14 protein-coding genes and 2 pseudogenes are annotated in these 15,209 nt (G+C 68.2%); 5 read left to right on the plus strand and 11 right to left on the minus strand.

From position 1 onward, the window contains the following. Positions 1–6 precede the first annotated feature (6 nt). On the minus strand, positions 7–1,161 hold the full coding sequence (locus tag G3M57_RS14075; protein ID WP_163231260.1) for a glycosyltransferase family 61 protein: 1,155 nt from the start codon (positions 1,159–1,161) through the stop codon (positions 7–9). Between the two features lie 388 nt (positions 1,162–1,549). On the opposite strand from G3M57_RS14075, the gene G3M57_RS14080 reads away from it, so the two are divergent. Both G3M57_RS14080 and G3M57_RS14085 read left to right on the plus strand, forming a co-directional pair. Next, positions 1,550–2,611 carry a GGDEF domain-containing protein gene (locus G3M57_RS14080; RefSeq protein WP_056750242.1) on the plus strand — a complete coding sequence of 354 codons (1,062 nt, stop codon included), beginning with the start codon at positions 1,550–1,552 and terminating at the stop codon, positions 2,609–2,611. 98 nt (positions 2,612–2,709) lie between these two features. Next, positions 2,710–3,510: an enoyl-CoA hydratase/isomerase gene (locus G3M57_RS14085; protein WP_163231262.1), complete on the plus strand. Its 801-nt coding sequence runs from the start codon at positions 2,710–2,712 to the stop codon at positions 3,508–3,510. A 30-nt stretch (positions 3,511–3,540) separates the two neighbouring features. On the opposite strand, the gene G3M57_RS14090 is transcribed toward G3M57_RS14085, so the two are convergent. Together G3M57_RS14090 and lipA are read right to left on the minus strand one after the other, a co-directional pair. After that, on the minus strand, positions 3,541–3,993 hold the full coding sequence (locus G3M57_RS14090) for a type II toxin-antitoxin system RatA family toxin (protein WP_163231264.1): 453 nt from the start codon (positions 3,991–3,993) through the stop codon (positions 3,541–3,543). Between the two features lie 5 nt (positions 3,994–3,998). Beyond that, positions 3,999–4,991 (minus strand): lipoyl synthase, encoded by a 993-nt coding sequence (gene lipA, locus G3M57_RS14095; protein WP_056750233.1) that lies wholly within the window; start codon positions 4,989–4,991, stop codon positions 3,999–4,001. Positions 4,992–5,074: 83 nt separating this feature from the next. Between lipA and G3M57_RS14100 the strand changes: the two genes are divergently transcribed. The 3 genes from G3M57_RS14100 to G3M57_RS14110 all read left to right on the plus strand — a co-directional run bounded on the left by G3M57_RS14100 (position 5,075) and on the right by G3M57_RS14110 (position 8,364). After that, the gene (locus tag G3M57_RS14100; protein WP_163231266.1) at positions 5,075–6,127 is read left to right on the plus strand and encodes an alpha/beta fold hydrolase; all 1,053 of its coding nucleotides are present in this window, start codon (positions 5,075–5,077) and stop codon (positions 6,125–6,127) included. A 143-nt stretch (positions 6,128–6,270) separates the two neighbouring features. After that, on the plus strand, positions 6,271–7,824 hold the full coding sequence (locus G3M57_RS14105) for an AMP-binding protein (RefSeq protein WP_163231268.1): 1,554 nt from the start codon (positions 6,271–6,273) through the stop codon (positions 7,822–7,824). A gap of 144 nt (positions 7,825–7,968) precedes the next feature. Beyond that, on the plus strand, positions 7,969–8,364 hold the full coding sequence (locus G3M57_RS14110) for a DoxX family protein (RefSeq protein ID WP_056750225.1): 396 nt from the start codon (positions 7,969–7,971) through the stop codon (positions 8,362–8,364). A gap of 178 nt (positions 8,365–8,542) precedes the next feature. Here the strand turns inward: G3M57_RS14110 and lpdA are convergent, their stop codons facing one another. The 8 genes and pseudogenes from lpdA to G3M57_RS14145 all read right to left on the minus strand — a co-directional run bounded on the left by lpdA (position 8,543) and on the right by G3M57_RS14145 (position 15,209). Continuing rightward, on the minus strand, positions 8,543–9,943 hold the full coding sequence (lpdA, locus tag G3M57_RS14115) for a dihydrolipoyl dehydrogenase (protein WP_163231270.1): 1,401 nt from the start codon (positions 9,941–9,943) through the stop codon (positions 8,543–8,545). Positions 9,944–10,022: 79 nt separating this feature from the next. Further along, positions 10,023–10,499, minus strand: a complete 477-nt coding sequence (locus G3M57_RS14120) for a glutathione peroxidase (protein ID WP_163231272.1) — start codon at positions 10,497–10,499, stop codon at positions 10,023–10,025. Positions 10,500–10,520: 21 nt separating this feature from the next. Next, entirely contained in the window at positions 10,521–11,843 is a 1,323-nt protein-coding gene (locus G3M57_RS14125; protein WP_163231274.1) for a pyruvate dehydrogenase complex dihydrolipoamide acetyltransferase, read from the minus strand. A gap of 12 nt (positions 11,844–11,855) precedes the next feature. Then, positions 11,856–11,939: pseudogene (locus G3M57_RS14130) on the minus strand (aldehyde-activating protein); the annotation flags it as partial. Positions 11,940–12,008: 69 nt separating this feature from the next. Continuing rightward, a pseudogene (locus tag G3M57_RS28055) lies at positions 12,009–12,428 on the minus strand (GFA family protein); the annotation flags it as partial. Further along, complete coding sequence (locus G3M57_RS14135; RefSeq protein ID WP_056750211.1) at positions 12,349–13,722, minus strand: pyruvate dehydrogenase complex E1 component subunit beta; 1,374 nt, start codon at positions 13,720–13,722, stop codon at positions 12,349–12,351. The gene G3M57_RS14135 and the pseudogene G3M57_RS28055, both read right to left, overlap by 80 nt. Further along, positions 13,719–14,750, minus strand: coding sequence for a pyruvate dehydrogenase (acetyl-transferring) E1 component subunit alpha (pdhA, locus tag G3M57_RS14140; protein WP_035074964.1), 1,032 nt, complete (start codon positions 14,748–14,750; stop codon positions 13,719–13,721). Before pdhA ends, G3M57_RS14135 begins: the two co-directional genes overlap by 4 nt. A gap of 162 nt (positions 14,751–14,912) precedes the next feature. Then, a complete protein-coding gene (locus G3M57_RS14145; RefSeq protein WP_035074961.1) occupies positions 14,913–15,209 on the minus strand; it encodes an FtsB family cell division protein in 297 nt (98 codons plus the stop codon).

Genomic DNA, 15,209 nt, shown 5'->3' on the forward strand with positions numbered 1-15,209 from the left:
TTCCGTTCAGAGCGCCGCGTCGACGAAGGCCAGGAAGTCGTCCAAGGCGAGCGCGTAGCCGAAACGAAAGCCGCGGCGGACACGATGGCGCCAAGCCACCGTGCGCGGATCGACCGGCGAGGCGCACACATAGCCGCGCCATTCCGCCCCCGCGCATCGGCTGGCCGCCCAGACCCACTGGCTCGTGAAGTTCTGCGGCTGGATCTCCACGATCCTGGCGCCCGGCGGGGCGAACAGGGCGTTGGTCATGGCCGCGCCCGTCGGCCCGACCAGGACGTCCGCCTCCTGCATCATCTGGATCTGATCCGCCGCGCTCAGGCGCTCGGGCCTGACGATCTCGAAACCGCGCGCGCGCAACGCCGCCTCCAGCGCGGCCTCGTTGACCATCACCCGCATCGAATGGCCTCGGCGCGAGAAATAGAGCCGCCGTCCGCGCGTTCGAGGCGTCGGCGCCCTTGCCAGGATCCGCGCCCGGGTCCGCCCCAGCAGGTCTCCCGGACCGTGCAGATAGTGGTCCATGCTGGTGGCGTGGACGGCCGCGCCGATGCGGACCAGACCCGCCTTCACCTCCCGGACCGGCTTGCCCACCGCCATGGCGATCAGGTCTCGCTGCCACCCCTTCAGCGGCGGCGCGATCGGTGGGTAGCGCTCCAGCAGTCCCTGCTCATCCAACGCCACGAGCGAAGGCAGGCAGTCGAGCACGAAGTGCCCGTAGTTGAAAACGCCGCCCCAGGCCAGGAACACGGCCGCCTGCTCGAAGACTGGCAGGGTGTCCGGGATCGTCAGGTGGGCGACGCCGTCCTCCACGCGGACGCCGGGCAGGCCCGCCAAGTCGGGCCATCGCTCCAGGGCCTCGCGGGCGGACGCCTTCAGCACCGTTCCATCCGGCGACAGGATCGCGCCAAAGCCTGGCAGATGCAGGACCTCGCGGGTCAAGCACAGGGAAACGGGTCGGGCGGACGGCGGGCGATGCTCGAACGACCAGACCGGCAGCGCGGGCCCGCCCAATTCAAAGGCTTCGGTCGCCGCCTCATCCCGCGCCGGCAGGTCCAGCCGCATGGCGCTTCGCGGCGTGCTCGTCCCCTGCTTGAAGGCCTCGGCGTGCGTCGCGGGCAGGACGCTGGTCTCTTCGACGATGCGCAGCGGCGTGGTCTGACCCATCCCGGCTTTCGATCACGGGAATCAGTGCGGGTAAAGCTGCGGGCGGCGCGTTCACTTCGTCGAAGCGGCGCCCACGACCACTTCTCCCGCTTGGCCGCGCGACGTTCCGCCGCCAGGTCGTTTTGCCGCAGCTCGCGACCTTCTGCGCGTCAACGATCCGCAAAAGCGACGATCTGGACGCGATCCGAGGTTGAAATTGGCGGGCCCGTCCACGCTCAGGGCCGTCCAGACGGCCCACAAGTTCATCTTATCGCTGATAATCACGCTCACGAGGCTGGAGACCTGCAAGAGAACGCCGTTCGTTCTTAACGCGTCGTTTGAACTCTTCGGCCTAGATTGTGCGTCCAAGCGCGCATCCGGGCGATGCGGCGCTGCTGGGGGATTTAAGATGTCGGACGTCGAGACCACGCTGCGCGGCCCTGAGGCCTACAAGATCGCGGGCCGCGCCCTGAGTCTGATGGAACGCCATCAGGTGTGGCCGACCGCATTGAACTTCGAGCTGTGGACTCATTTCGTCGCCGATCCGGACGGCGCCCTGGCCCGCGAGCTGACCCGACTGATCTCGCTGGGCGAACCGCTTACCGAGTCGCTCAGCGAAGAGCTGGCCGCCACCTACCTGCCCAAGGCCAAGCTGAACGAACAAATCCGCGACGCCGGCGACCTGCTGAGCAAGGAACTGGAGTCGGTCTCCAAGGCCATCCAGGACGCCCAGAAGAGCAACACCGCCTATGGCAGGACGCTGAACGGCGCGGCCAAGGAGCTGGACGCCTCGCAGGACGTCGACAAGATCAAGACCGTCGTCAGCGGCCTGGCCGAGGCGACCCGTCGCGTCCAGAAGGAAAACAAGTCGCTGGAGACCCGCCTGGCGGAATCCACCGCCGAAGTCGATCGCCTGCGCGAACACCTGGAGCAGGTTCGCCGCGACGCCACGACCGACGGGCTCACAAACCTGGCCAACCGCAAGGCCTTCGACGAAGAGCTGGACCGCGCCTGTTCGGAAGCCGACGAGGCCGGCGCCACGCTCTGTCTTGCGGTGCTCGACATCGACCACTTCAAGGGCTTCAACGACACCTGGGGCCACCAGACGGGCGACCAGGTCATCCGCTACGTCGCCAGCGTCATCGGCCGGGTCGCCGCTCCGCCCCGCTTCGCCGCCCGCTACGGCGGCGAGGAGTTCGCGATGATCTTCCCGCGGGAGTCGGCCGCCCTGGTCGCCGGCACCCTGGAAGAGATCCGCGTCGAAGTGTCCTCGCGGATGCTCAAGCGCCGCTCGACCAATGAGGACCTGGGCGCGATCACCATTTCGTCGGGCTTCGCCGAGCGTCGTCCCGGCGAGAGCGGTCACTCGGTCATGGAACGGGCTGACGCGGCGCTCTACACGTCCAAGCGTGGCGGCCGCAACCGCGTCACCGCCGCCGAAACCAAGCCGGACTCGGCCAACGCCGCCTGATCGACGGCCGGCGCTGGCGACCCATAATTTTCCTGGCGTTCCCCAAGGTTAGTCGCGCCTAGACTCCCGGCGCGACGGCAACGTCTTGGGAGGACGCCATGACCTACGAAAAGATCCGGCTCAAGGCCGCCGACGGCGTGGCTGTCATCACCCTTGCCGATCCCGCCACGCTCAACGCAGCCGGCGTGGACATGGCCAGCGAACTGGCCCGGGCCTTCGGCGCGATCGCGGCCGGCGAGGTCGAGGCGCGCGCCGTGATCCTGACCGGCGAAGGCCGAGGCTTCTGTTCGGGCGCCAACCTGGCGGGCGGGGCGACCGGTCGCGAGCCGGACAGCGACGGCAAGCCCGACGTGGGCGCGGCCCTGGAAAGCACCTATAATCCGCTGGTCGACCTACTGCGCGGCTTCCCGCTGCCGATCGTAACCGCGGTCAACGGGGCGGCGGCCGGCATCGGCTGCTCGCTGGCCCTTCTAGGGGACATCATCGTGGCGGCCGAGAGCGCCTATTTCCTGCAGGCCTTCCGCCGCATTGGCCTGGTGCCGGATGGCGGCTCGACCTACCTGCTGCCGCGCCTGGTGGGCAAGGCCAGGGCGATGGAGATGATGTTGCTGGGCGACAAGATCCCGGCGGCGACAGCATTGTCCTGGGGCCTGATCAATCGCTGCGTGCCCGACGCCGAACTGATGACGACCGCCTCGGCCATCGCCCAGGACCTGGCCAGTGGTCCAGCCGCCCTCTCGATCATCCGCAAGCTGGTCTGGGACAGCCTCGACGCCGACTGGGGGCCCCAACTGCATGCCGAGCGCCATGGGCAGAAGGCGGCAGGCAAGACCGACGATTTCATCGAGGGCGTCAGCGCCTTCCTGCAGAAGCGCCCGGCCGCGTTCAGGGGACGGTGACGGGACATGCCATAGCGGCGTCACCGCGGCCTAGGCTTTCGGACCATAGATCGCCCGGGCGCGGTCTTCGAAACAGCCGATCAGGGTGTTGGCCGCTCGATCCAGGTTCGCGGCCAGCATGGCGTCGAGGATCCTGGACTTGAACGCGAAGTCGATGACGAACTCCACGGTCGCGCCGTCCTCGTGCGGCAGGAAGCGCCACTGGTTCGAGAGGCGCTTGAACGGGCCGTACAGCAGGCCGACGTCCACCGTCAGCGCCGCCGCGTCGCGCCGAACCCGGGTGGCGAACTTCTCGCGCAGGAACGAAAACCCGACCTGGGCCTCGGCGTCCACGGTCGAGACCTGGGCGTCGGCCCGGCCGTTCCAGGTGCGCATGGCCGTGATCCACGGCACGAACTGCGGATAGGCCTCTACGTCGCCGACCAGCGCGAAGAGCTGTTCGGGCGCATAGGGCAACACCCGGGTGACGACATGGCGGTGCAAGCGCCCTAGCCCGCCTTGGCGTCCAGCGCCCGGCGCGCGGCCTGCAGCTTGGCGAAGTCCTCGCCGGCGTGATGCGACGAGCGCGTCAGGGGGCTGGCCGAGACCATCAGGAAGCCCTTGGCCCGGGCGATGGCCTCGTAGGCCTTGAACTCGTCCGGGGTCACGAAGCGGTCGATCGCGGCGTGCTTGCGGGTGGGCTGCAGGTACTGGCCGATGGTGATGAAATCGACGCCGGCCGAGCGCATGTCGTCCATCACCTGCATGACCTCTTCCTTGGTCTCGCCCAGGCCGACCATCAGGCCCGACTTGGTGAACTGGGAAGGATCACGCTCCTTGACCCGCTCCAGCAGGCGCAGGGAGTGATAGTAGCGGGCGCCGGGGCGGATCTTCAGATAGAGCCGCGGCACGGTTTCCAGGTTGTGGTTGAAGACGTCCGGGCGGGCGTCGATCACCACGTTCTCGGCCCGGTCCTTGCGCAGGAAGTCCGGGGTCAGGATCTCGATCGTCGTGCCCGGCGCGGCGGCGCGGATGGCCAGGACCACTTCGGCGAAGTGCTGGGCGCCGCCGTCGGCCAGGTCGTCACGATCGACCGAGGTGATGACGACGTGCTTGAGGCCCATCTTGGCGACGGCCTCGGCCACCCGGCGCGGCTCATCGGCGTCCAGGGCGTTGGGCAGGCCGGTGGTCACGTTGCAGAAGGCGCAGGCCCGGGTGCAGATCTCGCCCATGATCATCATGGTCGCGTGCTTCTGGCTCCAGCACTCGCCGATGTTCGGGCAGGCCGCTTCCTCGCAGACCGTGGTCAGCTTGTGGTCTCGGACGATGCCGCGGGTCTCGTTGTAGCCGGGCGAGCCTGGCGCACGGACGCGCAGCCACTCGGGCTTGCGCAGGACCGGCGTGTCGGGTCGGTTCTGCTTTTCGGGGTGGCGGACAGCGCGGTCTTCGGAAGAGCGGGGCTCGGAAGCGCGGGCGTTCAGCGTGTCGATCAGGGTGACCATGACGGCCTAGATCGGCCTTCTTGGCCTCCGGATCAAGCATGCGTTCTTGCATGTGACGCAAAGGCGCGAAATGAGTGCGCGGAATGCGTCGCCGCCTCCCTGTTTTCGCCTTGGCCTTGTTGCTGCTGGCCCCGCCGCTCGCCTCCTGCGGCGACGAGGGCGTCCGCGCGCCCTTCGCCGAAAGCCGCACGCCCCCTTCCCTCGATGTTCGCTTCCAGCCGCCCGCCGGCTGGGCCTGGGGCTACGTGAAGGTCGGCGACGACCTCGTTCAAAGGTACGGCGTCTCCGCGCCCCAGGGCGCGCCGAGAGGGCAGATCCTGATCCTGCCGGCCTATGGCGAGTCGGCCGAGGCCTGGTTCGAGACGGCTCGCGACCTCAACGACCTGGATTACGTGGTCTGGATTCTGGAACGCCAGGGCCAGGGCGGCTCCGAGCGAGCGACGCCGTGGCGCGATCTGGGCCACGCCACCAGCTTCGCGCCCGACGTCACGGCGACCCGTGCGATGGTCACGGCGGTGATCCGTCCCAACGGCCGCGATCCGTTCGTGATCCTCGGCGCCGGCGACGGCGGCTTGGTCGCCCTGCGAGCCCTGGAGGAAGGGCTGCGTGCGGACGCCGCGATCCTCTCCTCGCCCAATTTCGACATCGCCGACCTCCCGCGACCCAAGGGCGAACTGATCCGCCTCGCGCGCTGGGCCAGGGGCCTGAAGCTGGGGTTCATGCGCTATCCGGGCCAGGCGGGCTGGAAACGCGAGGGACCCGACGGCGTCGCCGGCAGGCTGACCGACGACCGGGCTCGGGGCGCCGTGCAGCAGGCCTGGCAGTTGGCCAATCCCGACCTGAGGATGGGCGCGCCGAGCCTGGCCTGGTACGCGGCCTTCTACGACGTGGTGGACGCGACGGGCCGCGACCTGAAGCGGGTGGACATCCCCGTCGTGATGCTGGACGCCGGCCAGGACGTCAAAGCCCTGCCCAGGCCCCAGGGCGAGGTCTGCGCCGCCCTGCCCCGCTGCGCCGAGACTCGCTATCCCACGGCCCGCCACGCGCTGCACCTGGAGACGGATTCGGTGCGGGCTTCCTGGCTGAAGGCGATCGACGACACCCTGCGGACCGCCCCCGCCTCTCCGGCCCCTTGAACGACAAGGGGTCGAGCGCATTTTAGAAGGACCGGTGCGCTTCCGCGCGCGTAACGGGTGTTTGCAAAGCGACACGCCGTCGCTAGGGTCCCGCTTCAATCAGACGAGGGCGCGCTAGCGCGCTTCCGGGAGGTTTCGCCGGCATGCCGGTAGTTTTCAATGCGCAGGACGGCCACAAGGCCCTCTTTGACGCCCTGCTCGACGCCCGCGACAAGTACGGCGCCAGGAAGCAGATCCTGGAGGACCAGGACCGCAATCCGCTCAGCTACACCGACCTGGTGCGCGCCAGCTTCGCGCTGGGTCGCAAGATCGCGGCCATGACCCAGCCGGGCGAACATGTCGGCATCCTACTGCCGTCGGGGTCGGGGGCGGTGGTGACCTTCTTCGCCCTGCACGCCTTCGGGCGGGTGCCGACCATGCTCAACTTCACCGCCGGCCTGCGCAACCTGCGCGCCGCCTGCGAGCTGGCGGGCGTCAAGCGCGTGCTGACCGCCCACAAGTTCGTTGAGTTGGGCAAGCTGCACGACATCGTCGACGCCCTCGAGGCCAAGGCGACGATCACCTATCTGGAGGACGTGCGAAGCACGATCGGCATCGGCGACAAGTTGTTCGCCGCCGTGGCCGGCGCCTTTCCACGTCGGCTGCGCGCCCACGCCAAGCCTTCGGATCCAGGCGTGGTGCTGTTCACCTCGGGCAGTTTCGGCGCGCCGCGCGGCGTGGTGCTGAGCCAGGCCAACCTGGTCTCCAACGCGATGCAGATCGCCGCCCATATCGACCTGGATCCCGCCTGGGTGTTCTTCAATCCGCTGCCGGTGTTCCACTGCTTCGGCCTGACCGGCGGGGTGATCCTGCCGATGCTGACCGGCATGAAGGCGTTCCAATACCCCTCGCCGCTGCACACCAAGCAGATCCCGGCGCTGCTGAAGGACACCGGCGCCTCGGTGCTGCTGGCCACCGACACCTTCGTCAACCAGTACGCCCGCGCCTCCGACAGCGACGAACTGGCGGGCCTGAAGTTCATCGTCTGCGGCGCCGAAAAGGTCCGGGAAGAGACCCATAACCTGATCACCGAGCGGTTCGGGAACGTGCCGGTGCTGGAAGGCTACGGGGCCACCGAGGCCTCGCCCGTGATCGCGGTCAACAAGCCCGACGACAATCGACGCGGCACCGTGGGCGGCCTGCTGCCCGGCCAGGAATGGAAGATCGAGCCGGTCGAGGGCATTCCCGAGGGCGGCCGCCTGCTGGTGCGCGGCCCCAACATCATGTCGGGCTATCTGCGCGAGGACGGCGGCGTCGACGCCCCCGAGGGCGGCTGGCACGACACCGGCGACGTCGTCACCGTCTCCGACGACCTGTGGATCACAATCAAGGGCCGGGTAAAGCGCTTCGCCAAGATCGGCGGCGAGATGGTCTCGCTGACCGCCGCCGAGGACCTGGCCAGCGCCGTGTGGCCCGATGGCCGGCACGCGGTGATCTCGATGCCCGACAAGAAGAAGGGCGAGAAGCTGGTCCTGGTCACCGATTGCCAGAACGCCGCCGTCACCTCCCTGGTCGCTCACGCCCAGAGCATCGGCGCGCCGGAACTGGCAGTGCCGCGCAAGATCCTCAAGGTCATGCAGGTGCCGGTGCTGGGCAGCGGCAAGACCGACTATGTCGCCATCCAGCGCATGGCCGACCAGGACGCCAGGGCGGCGTGATGAAGACCGCTGCATTGTCTTCCGAACCCCTGCGAGCCATGGCTCGCAGGGGTTTTTCGTTCCACCCTGACGCGGCCTGAGTCGGGCAACTTCGTATAGGCGGCGGCTTTCTTCGTCGCAGACTCTCAACGGAGGAAAGACGACATGGAACGACTGAACGTATGGGCGCCGCGGGTGCTCAGCCTGCTGCGGATCATCGCCGCCCTGCTGTTCATGGAGCACGGCCTGATGAAGGTGTTCCACTTCCCCGGTCCCCAGCCGGGCGCGCCGGATCCCTTGCCGCCGATGCTGGTGGCGGCCGCCTGGCTGGAAATGGTCGGCGGCGCGCTGCTGGTGCTGGGCCTGTTCACCCGTCCGGTGGCGTTCGTCCTGTCGGGCCAGATGGCCGTGGCCTATTTCCTGGCCCACTTCTCGAAGGGCTTCTGGCCGGCCCTGAATGGCGGCGAGGCGGCGATCCTGTTCTGCTTCGTCTTCCTGTACCTGGTCTTCGCCGGACCGGGCGAATGGAGCGTCGACGCCCAGCTGCGCAAGCGACCGTAACACCCCTTCCCTCTCCCCTTGCGGGAGAGGGTGGCCTCCGCAGGAGGTCGGGTGAGGGGTCGAAGAACGCAAACGCCGCGACTAGCCGAAAGGCCGGTCGCGGCGTTTTCCGTTGAGGGACCCCTCATCCGTCGGCTGCGCCGACACCTTCTCCCGCAAGGGGAGAAGGATTGGGTCACTAGATGTGCAGCACCCGGCCATAGGCGTCGAGCGCGGCTTCATGCATGGCTTCCGACATGGTCGGGTGGGCGTAGACGATGCCGTGCAGGTCTTCCTCGGTGGCCTCCAGGGTTATCGCGGTGACGAAGCCCTGGATCATCTCGGTGACCTCGTGGCCGATCATGTGGGCGCCGATCAGGGCGCCGGTCTTGCCGTCGAACACCGTCTTGACGAAGCCCTCGATCTCGCCCGCCGCCACGGCCTTGCCGTTGACGCGGAACGGGAAGCGGCCGGCCTTGACCTCAATGCCGGCGGCCTTGGCCGCGGCTTCGGTCAGGCCCACCGAGGCGACCTGCGGGTTGGCGTAGGTGCAGCCGGGGATCGGCGAGTTGACGTGCGGCGTCTTGTAGCCGGCGATGTGCTCGGCCGCGTGGATGCCTTCGTGGCTGGCCTTGTGGGCCAGCCAGGGCGGGCCGGCGGCGTCGCCGATGGCGTAGAGGCCGGGCACATTGGTCTCGCCATGCTTGCCGGTGACCACGTGGCCTCGGTCCATGTTCAGGCCGATGGCGTCCAGGCCCTCGGTGTTGGGCGCGATGCCGACGGCGACGATGCACACGGCCGCAGTCAGGGTCTCGGCCTTGCCGCCGACCTCGACGGCCACCGAGACGCCGTCCTTGGTCTTTTCGACCTTGGTCACCTTGGCGCCGATGCGGAAGGTGATGCCGCGCTTCTCGAAGGCCTTCTGGGCGGCCTTGGAGACCTCGGCGTCCTCGACCGGCATGATGCGGTCGACGGCCTCGACGACGGTCACCTCGGCGCCCAGGGCGCGGTAGAAACTGGCGAACTCGATGCCGATGGCCCCCGAGCCGATAACCACCAGCGACTTGGGCATGACCTTGGGGGCCAGGGCGTCGCGATAGGTCCAGATCTTGTCGCCGTCCGAGACCGCACCGATGGCGGGGATGTCGCGGGCCCGGGCGCCGCTGGCCAGGATCACGCTCTTGGCCTGGATCGTGCGGCTGCCGCCGGCCTTCAGGGCCACGACCACCTTGGGCGACGGGCTGCCCTTCTCGAGCGTGGCCTCGCCCTCGACGACCTCGATCTTGTGCTTCTTCATCAGGAAGGCGATGCCCGAGGACATGGTCTTGGCCACGCCGCGCGAGCGGTCGATGATCTTGGCGAAGTCGAACGAGGCCTTCTCGACCGACAGGCCGTAGCCGGACAGGTGCGACAGCTGCTCATAGATCTCGCCGGACTTCAGCAGCGCCTTGGTCGGAATGCAGCCCCAGTTCAGGCAGATGCCGCCCAGGTTCTCGCGCTCGATGATCGCCGTCTTCAGGCCCAGCTGGCTGGCGCGGATCGCGGCCACATAGCCGCCGGGGCCGGCCCCGATGACGACGACGTCGAATTCCGTGGACATGGTCTTCTTACCCTAGCTTTGACGCCTTCGGGGGGAGCCGGCGGGCGTCGGTCGATCGATCTGCAAACCGATCCGGGAGTTACAGCAGCGCCTCGACGGCGAGCTTCAGGTCTTCAGGCTTGGTGGTGGGAGCGAAGCGTTCGACGACCTCGCCGTCACGGCCGATCAGGAACTTGGTGAAGTTCCATTTGATCGCCTCGGTGCCCAGCAGGCCCTTCTGCTCGTGCTTCAGGTAAGCGTAGAGCGGATGGGCCGACGGGCCGTTGACGTCGATCTTGGCCAGGACCGGGAAGGTCACGTCGTAGGTCAGCGAGCAGAAGCTGGCGATCTCCTCGGCGTTCCCGGGCTCCTGGGCCCCGAACTGGTTGCAGGGGAAGGCCAGGACCGTGAAGCCCTTGTCCCTATGGTCCCGGTACAGCGTCTCCAGCCCTTCGTACTGCGGGGTGAAGCCGCACTTGCTGGCCGTGTTGACGATCAGCAGCACCTGGCCGCGATAGTCGGCCAGGCTCGCGTCCTGGCCGTCCAGCGTCTTGGCGGAATAGTCGTAGACGGACATCGCTGCCCTCCCCAGCCCGAGTTAGACGATCAGGGTCAGCGGCTCTTCGATCAGCGGCTTGAAGGCGGCCAGGAACTTGGCCCCGATCGCGCCGTCGACCACGCGGTGGTCGCAGGTCAGGGTGACGGTCATCACCGTGGCTACGGCCAACTCGCCATTCTTGACGACCGGACGCTGATCGCCGGCCCCGACGCTCATGATCGCGCCCTGCGGCTCGTTGATGATCGAGGCGAAGGCCTTGATGCCGAACATGCCCAGGTTGGAGACCGAGAAGGTGCCGCCCTGGAATTCCTCGGGCTTCAGCTTCTTGGACTTGGCGCGGGCCGCCAGGTCCTTCACCTCGGCCGAGATCTGGGCCAGGCCCTTGGTCTCGGCGGCGCGGACGATCGGGGTGATCAGGCCGCCGTCGATGGCCACGGCCACGGCGATGTCGGCGTGCTTGTGCAGGGCGATGCCCTCGGGCGTGTAGGAGGCGTTGGCCTCCGGCACGCGCTTGAGCGCCACGGCCACGGCCTTGATGATGATGTCGTTGACCGACACCTTCACGCCCTGGCCTTCAAGCAGGTGGTTGATCTTGGCGCGGGCGGCCAGCAGGGCGTCGATCTCCAGATCGATCGTCAGCGGGAAGTGCGGCACGTCGCGGAAGCTGTCGGTCAGGCGGCGGGCGATGGTCTTGCGCATGCCGTCCAGCGGGACCAGGTCGTAGGAGCCGGCGGGGATGCCCATCTGCTCCAGCGACAGCACCTTGCGCGGTTCGGCGGGGGCCGAGGCGGCGGCGGGCGCCGAGGCCGGGGCGGCCTTGGCGGCGGGCGCGCCGCCCTTCTGGGCGGCCTCGACGTCGGCCTTGACCACGCGGCCGTGCGGGCCGGTGCCGGCGATCGACTTCAGGTCCAGGTTCGCGGCCGAGGCCAGGCGACGGGCCAGCGGCGAGGCGAAGACTCGGTCGCCGGTCGGGGCGGCGGCCGGAGCCGGCTTGGCCGGCGCGGCGGTCTCGCCGGCGGCCTGGGCAGGCGCGGCGGGAGCCGGAGCGGCCTTGGGCGCTTCAGCGGCCGGAGCGGCCTTGGCGGGCGCCTCCTTTGAGGGGGGGGGCGCGGGGCTCTCGCCCTCGCCGGCCAGCTTGGCGATCGGGGCGTTGACCTTGACGTTCTCGGTCCCGGCGTCGACCAGGATGGCTTCGATCACGCCTTCATCGACGGCCTCGACCTCCATCGTGGCCTTGTCGGTCTCGATCTCGGCGATCACGTCGCCGGCCTTGACGGTGTCGCCGACCTTGACGTGCCACTTGGCGAGGGTCCCCTCCTCCATGGTGGGCGACAGGGCGGGCATCAGGATGTCGATCGACATTGAGCTTCTTCCTCAAGCGTTCGGGACGGCTTCGACCAGAACGGTCGGCGTCCATTTGGCCTTGCGACGGGCAAGGCGTTGTTCGTCCGTTTCGTCGTGATAGTCCAGCCGTTCAGGCTCGCGGTCGGCGAAACCCGGCAGGTCGGTCCCCACGACGTTGAGGGTGGCGTAGGCCTGGCCCTCGTCCTCGATCATCGCCGCCACGTAGACGGCGCATTCCCGGCAGATCAGGAAATCCACCGCCCGCCGCCCGAACCGGTAGCGCGTCAGCGATCCCGGGGCGGCGGTGATGTGCAGCCGGCTGCCGGGATCACTGGTCGTCCGCGCGCCCTGCCGACGGCAGAACGAGCACTGGCAGGCCCGCAGGGCCAGCTCGGCCACCGGCTTGCCGGGGTCGAGCTGCACATGCACCGCGCCGCAGTGGCAGGAGCCGTTGAGGGACTGGGTCATGACGGCCTCCGCGCCCGTCCACACAGGCCAGGGCCTAGGTGAACGGGCCGGATGATCACCGGTAGCAGACCGTCTTGGCCGCCTTGACGATCTTGGGGACCGACGGCAGCGACAGGGCTTCCAGGTTCGCCGCATAGGGCAGCGGCACGTCTTCCTGGTGGACCCGCAGCGGCGGGGCGTCCAGGTAGTCGAAGCCGAACTCGGTGATCCGGGCGACGATCTCGGCGCCGACGCCCATCGGGCCCCAGCCTTCCTCGACCGTGACCAGACGGTTGGTCTTCTTGACGCTTTCCAGGATCGTGTCGTGGTCCATCGGGCGGATCGTACGCAGGTCGATGACCTCGGCCGAAATGCCTTCCTTGGCCAGTTCCTCGGCCGCCTGCAGGGCGAAGCCCACCATGCGGCTGTAGGCCACCAGGGTGACGTCCGAGCCCTGGCGACGGACCTTGGCCTTGCCGATCGGCACGATCCAGTCCTCGACGTCCGGGATGTCGAACTCGTGGCCGTACATCATCTCGTGTTCGAGGAAGACGATCGGGTTCGGGTCGCGGATGGCGGCCTTCATCAGGCCCTTGGCGTCGGCCGCGTCATAGGGCGCGACGACCTTCAGGCCGGGGACGTTGCCGTACCAGGCCGCGTAGTCCTGGCTGTGCTGGGCGCCGACCCGCGAGGCCGCGCCGTTGGGGCCGCGGAACACGATCGACGACTTGATCTGGCCGCCCGACATGTAGAGCGTCTTGGCGGCCGAGTTGATGATCTGGTCGATCGCCTGCATGGCGAAGTTCCAGGTCATGAACTCGACGATCGGCTTCAGGCCGGCCATGGCCGCGCCGACGCCCAGGCCGGCGAAGCCGTGCTCGGTGATCGGGGTGTCGATCACGCGCTTGTCGCCGAACTCCTGCAGCAGATCGCGCGAGACCTTGTAGGCGCCCTGGTACTGGGCGACTTCCTCGCCCATCAGGAACACCTTGTCGTCGCGGCGCATCTCTTCGGCCATGGCGTCGCGCAGGGCGTCGCGGACCGTGATCTTCTTCAGCGGCGTGCCTTCCGGGATTTCCGGATCGGCGAAGGTCGAGGCGGCCGAGGGCACGCCGGCCGGGATCGGGGCCTTTTCGGGCTCGCCCGACTTGGCCTCGTCCGCGGCGGGCTTGGCCACCGGGGCAGGAGCGGCGGCCGGTTCGGCCGCGCCCTCGTCGCCGGCCAGCTTGGCGATGGGCGTGTTGACCTTGACGTTCTCCGACCCGGCCGGAACCAGGATCGACTGGATCACGCCCTCGTCGACGGCTTCGACCTCCATCGTCGCCTTGTCGGTCTCGATCTCGGCGATCACGTCGCCGGCCTTGACGGTGTCGCCTTCCTTGACCAGCCACTTGGCCAGGGTCCCCTCTTCCATAGTCGGGGACAGGGCGGGCATCAGGATGTCCGTCACTGGGCGGCCTCCAGGTATACGTCGGTGTAGAGTTCGGAAGGATCGGGCTCGGGGCTGGTGCGGGCGAACTCGGCCGCCTCGGCCACGACGCGCTTCACCTCGGCGTCGACGACCTTCAGGTCGTCCTCGGTGACGCCGGCCTTGGCCAGGCGTTCCTTCAGGTGGTCGATCGGGTCGCGGGTCTGCTTGACGTTGTCGACCTCGTCCTTGGTCCGGTACTTGGCCGGGTCCGACATCGAGTGGCCACGATAGCGGTAGGTCTTCATCTCGAGGATGAACGGGCCCTGGCCGCTCCGGGCGTGCTCGGCGGCGCGGGCCCCGGCCTCGGCCACGGCGATCACGTCCATGCCGTCGACTTCCTCGCCCGGGATCCGGAACGAGGTTCCGCGCTTGTGGAAGGCGGTCTCCGACGCCGAACGCTCGACGCTGGTGCCCATGGCGTACTGGTTGTTCTCGATCACGTACACGACCGGCAGCTTCCACAGCTGGGCCATGTTGAAGCTCTCGTAGACCTGGCCCTGGTTGGCCGCGCCGTCGCCGAAATAGGCGAAGGCCACGTTGCCGTTGCCGCGATAGTGGTTGTTCAGCGCCAGGCCGGTGCCGAGCGACACCTGGGCGCCGACGATGCCGTGGCCGCCGTAGAAGCCGGTCTCGACGTCGAACATGTGCATCGAGCCGCCCTTGCCACGCGACGAACCGCCCGCGCGGCCGGTCAGCTCGGCCATGACTTCGTTCGGGTCCATGCCAGCGGCCAGCATATGGCCGTGGTCGCGGTAGCCGGTGATGATCTGGTCGCCCTTGACCTTGATCGACTGCATGCCGACGGCGATGGCTTCCTGACCGATGTACAGGTGGCAGAAGCCGCCGATCAGGCCCATGCCGTACAGTTGGCCGGCCCGCTCCTCGAAGCGGCGGATCAACAGCATGTCCTGGTAGAATTTCAGAAGCTCGTCCTTGCCGACGAAGGCGTTGACACCGGTGGCGTCAGCCTTCCCCGCGGGGGCTTCACCCTTGCGCGTACGCGCCATTCAACTCTCCCTGGCCAATCTTCATCGCGGCCTACTCCTGGACGCCCACCGGCCGAATGAACCTTCGGTTCCGCGTAGATGGGGACCCTTTGTCAAACCCGAAACGGGCCAGGCTCGCCTGATCCGTCGGCAGAGCCGAAGACCGGTTCTCCGACCAAACGCTCAGCGCGGGGTGCGGATCACGTAGTCCCTCGGGTCGGCGTATCCCAGGAGCGAACGCGCGCGTTCTTCCAGGAGGTCCGCCGACAAACTGCCGCTGCGTAATAGACGAGCACGGGCCTCCAGGTCCATCCTTTCGGCGCGGATCTTCTTCAACTCCAGCGTCTTGGCGGCGAGATCTGCGTTGCGCTGCGACGTCGACAACAGGCCGCGCTCGCCCGTCAGGGCGTGAAACACGAAGTAGGTGATCAGCAGAAGGAGCGCCGCGGTCGGCAGGAAGGGTTGCAGTCGGGCGAACAT

The organism is Caulobacter rhizosphaerae (assembly GCF_010977555.1).
GTDB lineage: Bacteria > Pseudomonadota > Alphaproteobacteria > Caulobacterales > Caulobacteraceae > Caulobacter > Caulobacter rhizosphaerae.

Excerpts from the sequence above, each read along its gene's own strand:
- G3M57_RS14075 (WP_163231260.1), bottom strand. The coding sequence starts at position 1,161 with ATGGGTCAGACCACGCCGCTGCGCATCGTCGAAGAGACCAGCGTCCTG.
- G3M57_RS14080 (WP_056750242.1), top strand. The coding sequence starts at position 1,550 with ATGTCGGACGTCGAGACCACGCTGCGCGGCCCTGAGGCCTACAAGATC.
- G3M57_RS14085 (WP_163231262.1), top strand. The coding sequence starts at position 2,710 with ATGACCTACGAAAAGATCCGGCTCAAGGCCGCCGACGGCGTGGCTGTC.
- lipA (WP_056750233.1), bottom strand. The coding sequence starts at position 4,991 with ATGGTCACCCTGATCGACACGCTGAACGCCCGCGCTTCCGAGCCCCGC.
- G3M57_RS14100 (WP_163231266.1), top strand. The coding sequence starts at position 5,075 with ATGCGTCGCCGCCTCCCTGTTTTCGCCTTGGCCTTGTTGCTGCTGGCC.
- G3M57_RS14105 (WP_163231268.1), top strand. The coding sequence starts at position 6,271 with ATGCCGGTAGTTTTCAATGCGCAGGACGGCCACAAGGCCCTCTTTGAC.
- G3M57_RS14110 (WP_056750225.1), top strand. The coding sequence starts at position 7,969 with ATGGAACGACTGAACGTATGGGCGCCGCGGGTGCTCAGCCTGCTGCGG.
- lpdA (WP_163231270.1), bottom strand. The coding sequence starts at position 9,943 with ATGTCCACGGAATTCGACGTCGTCGTCATCGGGGCCGGCCCCGGCGGC.
- G3M57_RS14120 (WP_163231272.1), bottom strand. The coding sequence starts at position 10,499 with ATGTCCGTCTACGACTATTCCGCCAAGACGCTGGACGGCCAGGACGCG.
- G3M57_RS14125 (WP_163231274.1), bottom strand. The coding sequence starts at position 11,843 with ATGTCGATCGACATCCTGATGCCCGCCCTGTCGCCCACCATGGAGGAG.
- pdhA (WP_035074964.1), bottom strand. The coding sequence starts at position 14,750 with ATGGCGCGTACGCGCAAGGGTGAAGCCCCCGCGGGGAAGGCTGACGCC.
- G3M57_RS14145 (WP_035074961.1), bottom strand. The coding sequence starts at position 15,209 with ATGTTCGCCCGACTGCAACCCTTCCTGCCGACCGCGGCGCTCCTTCTG.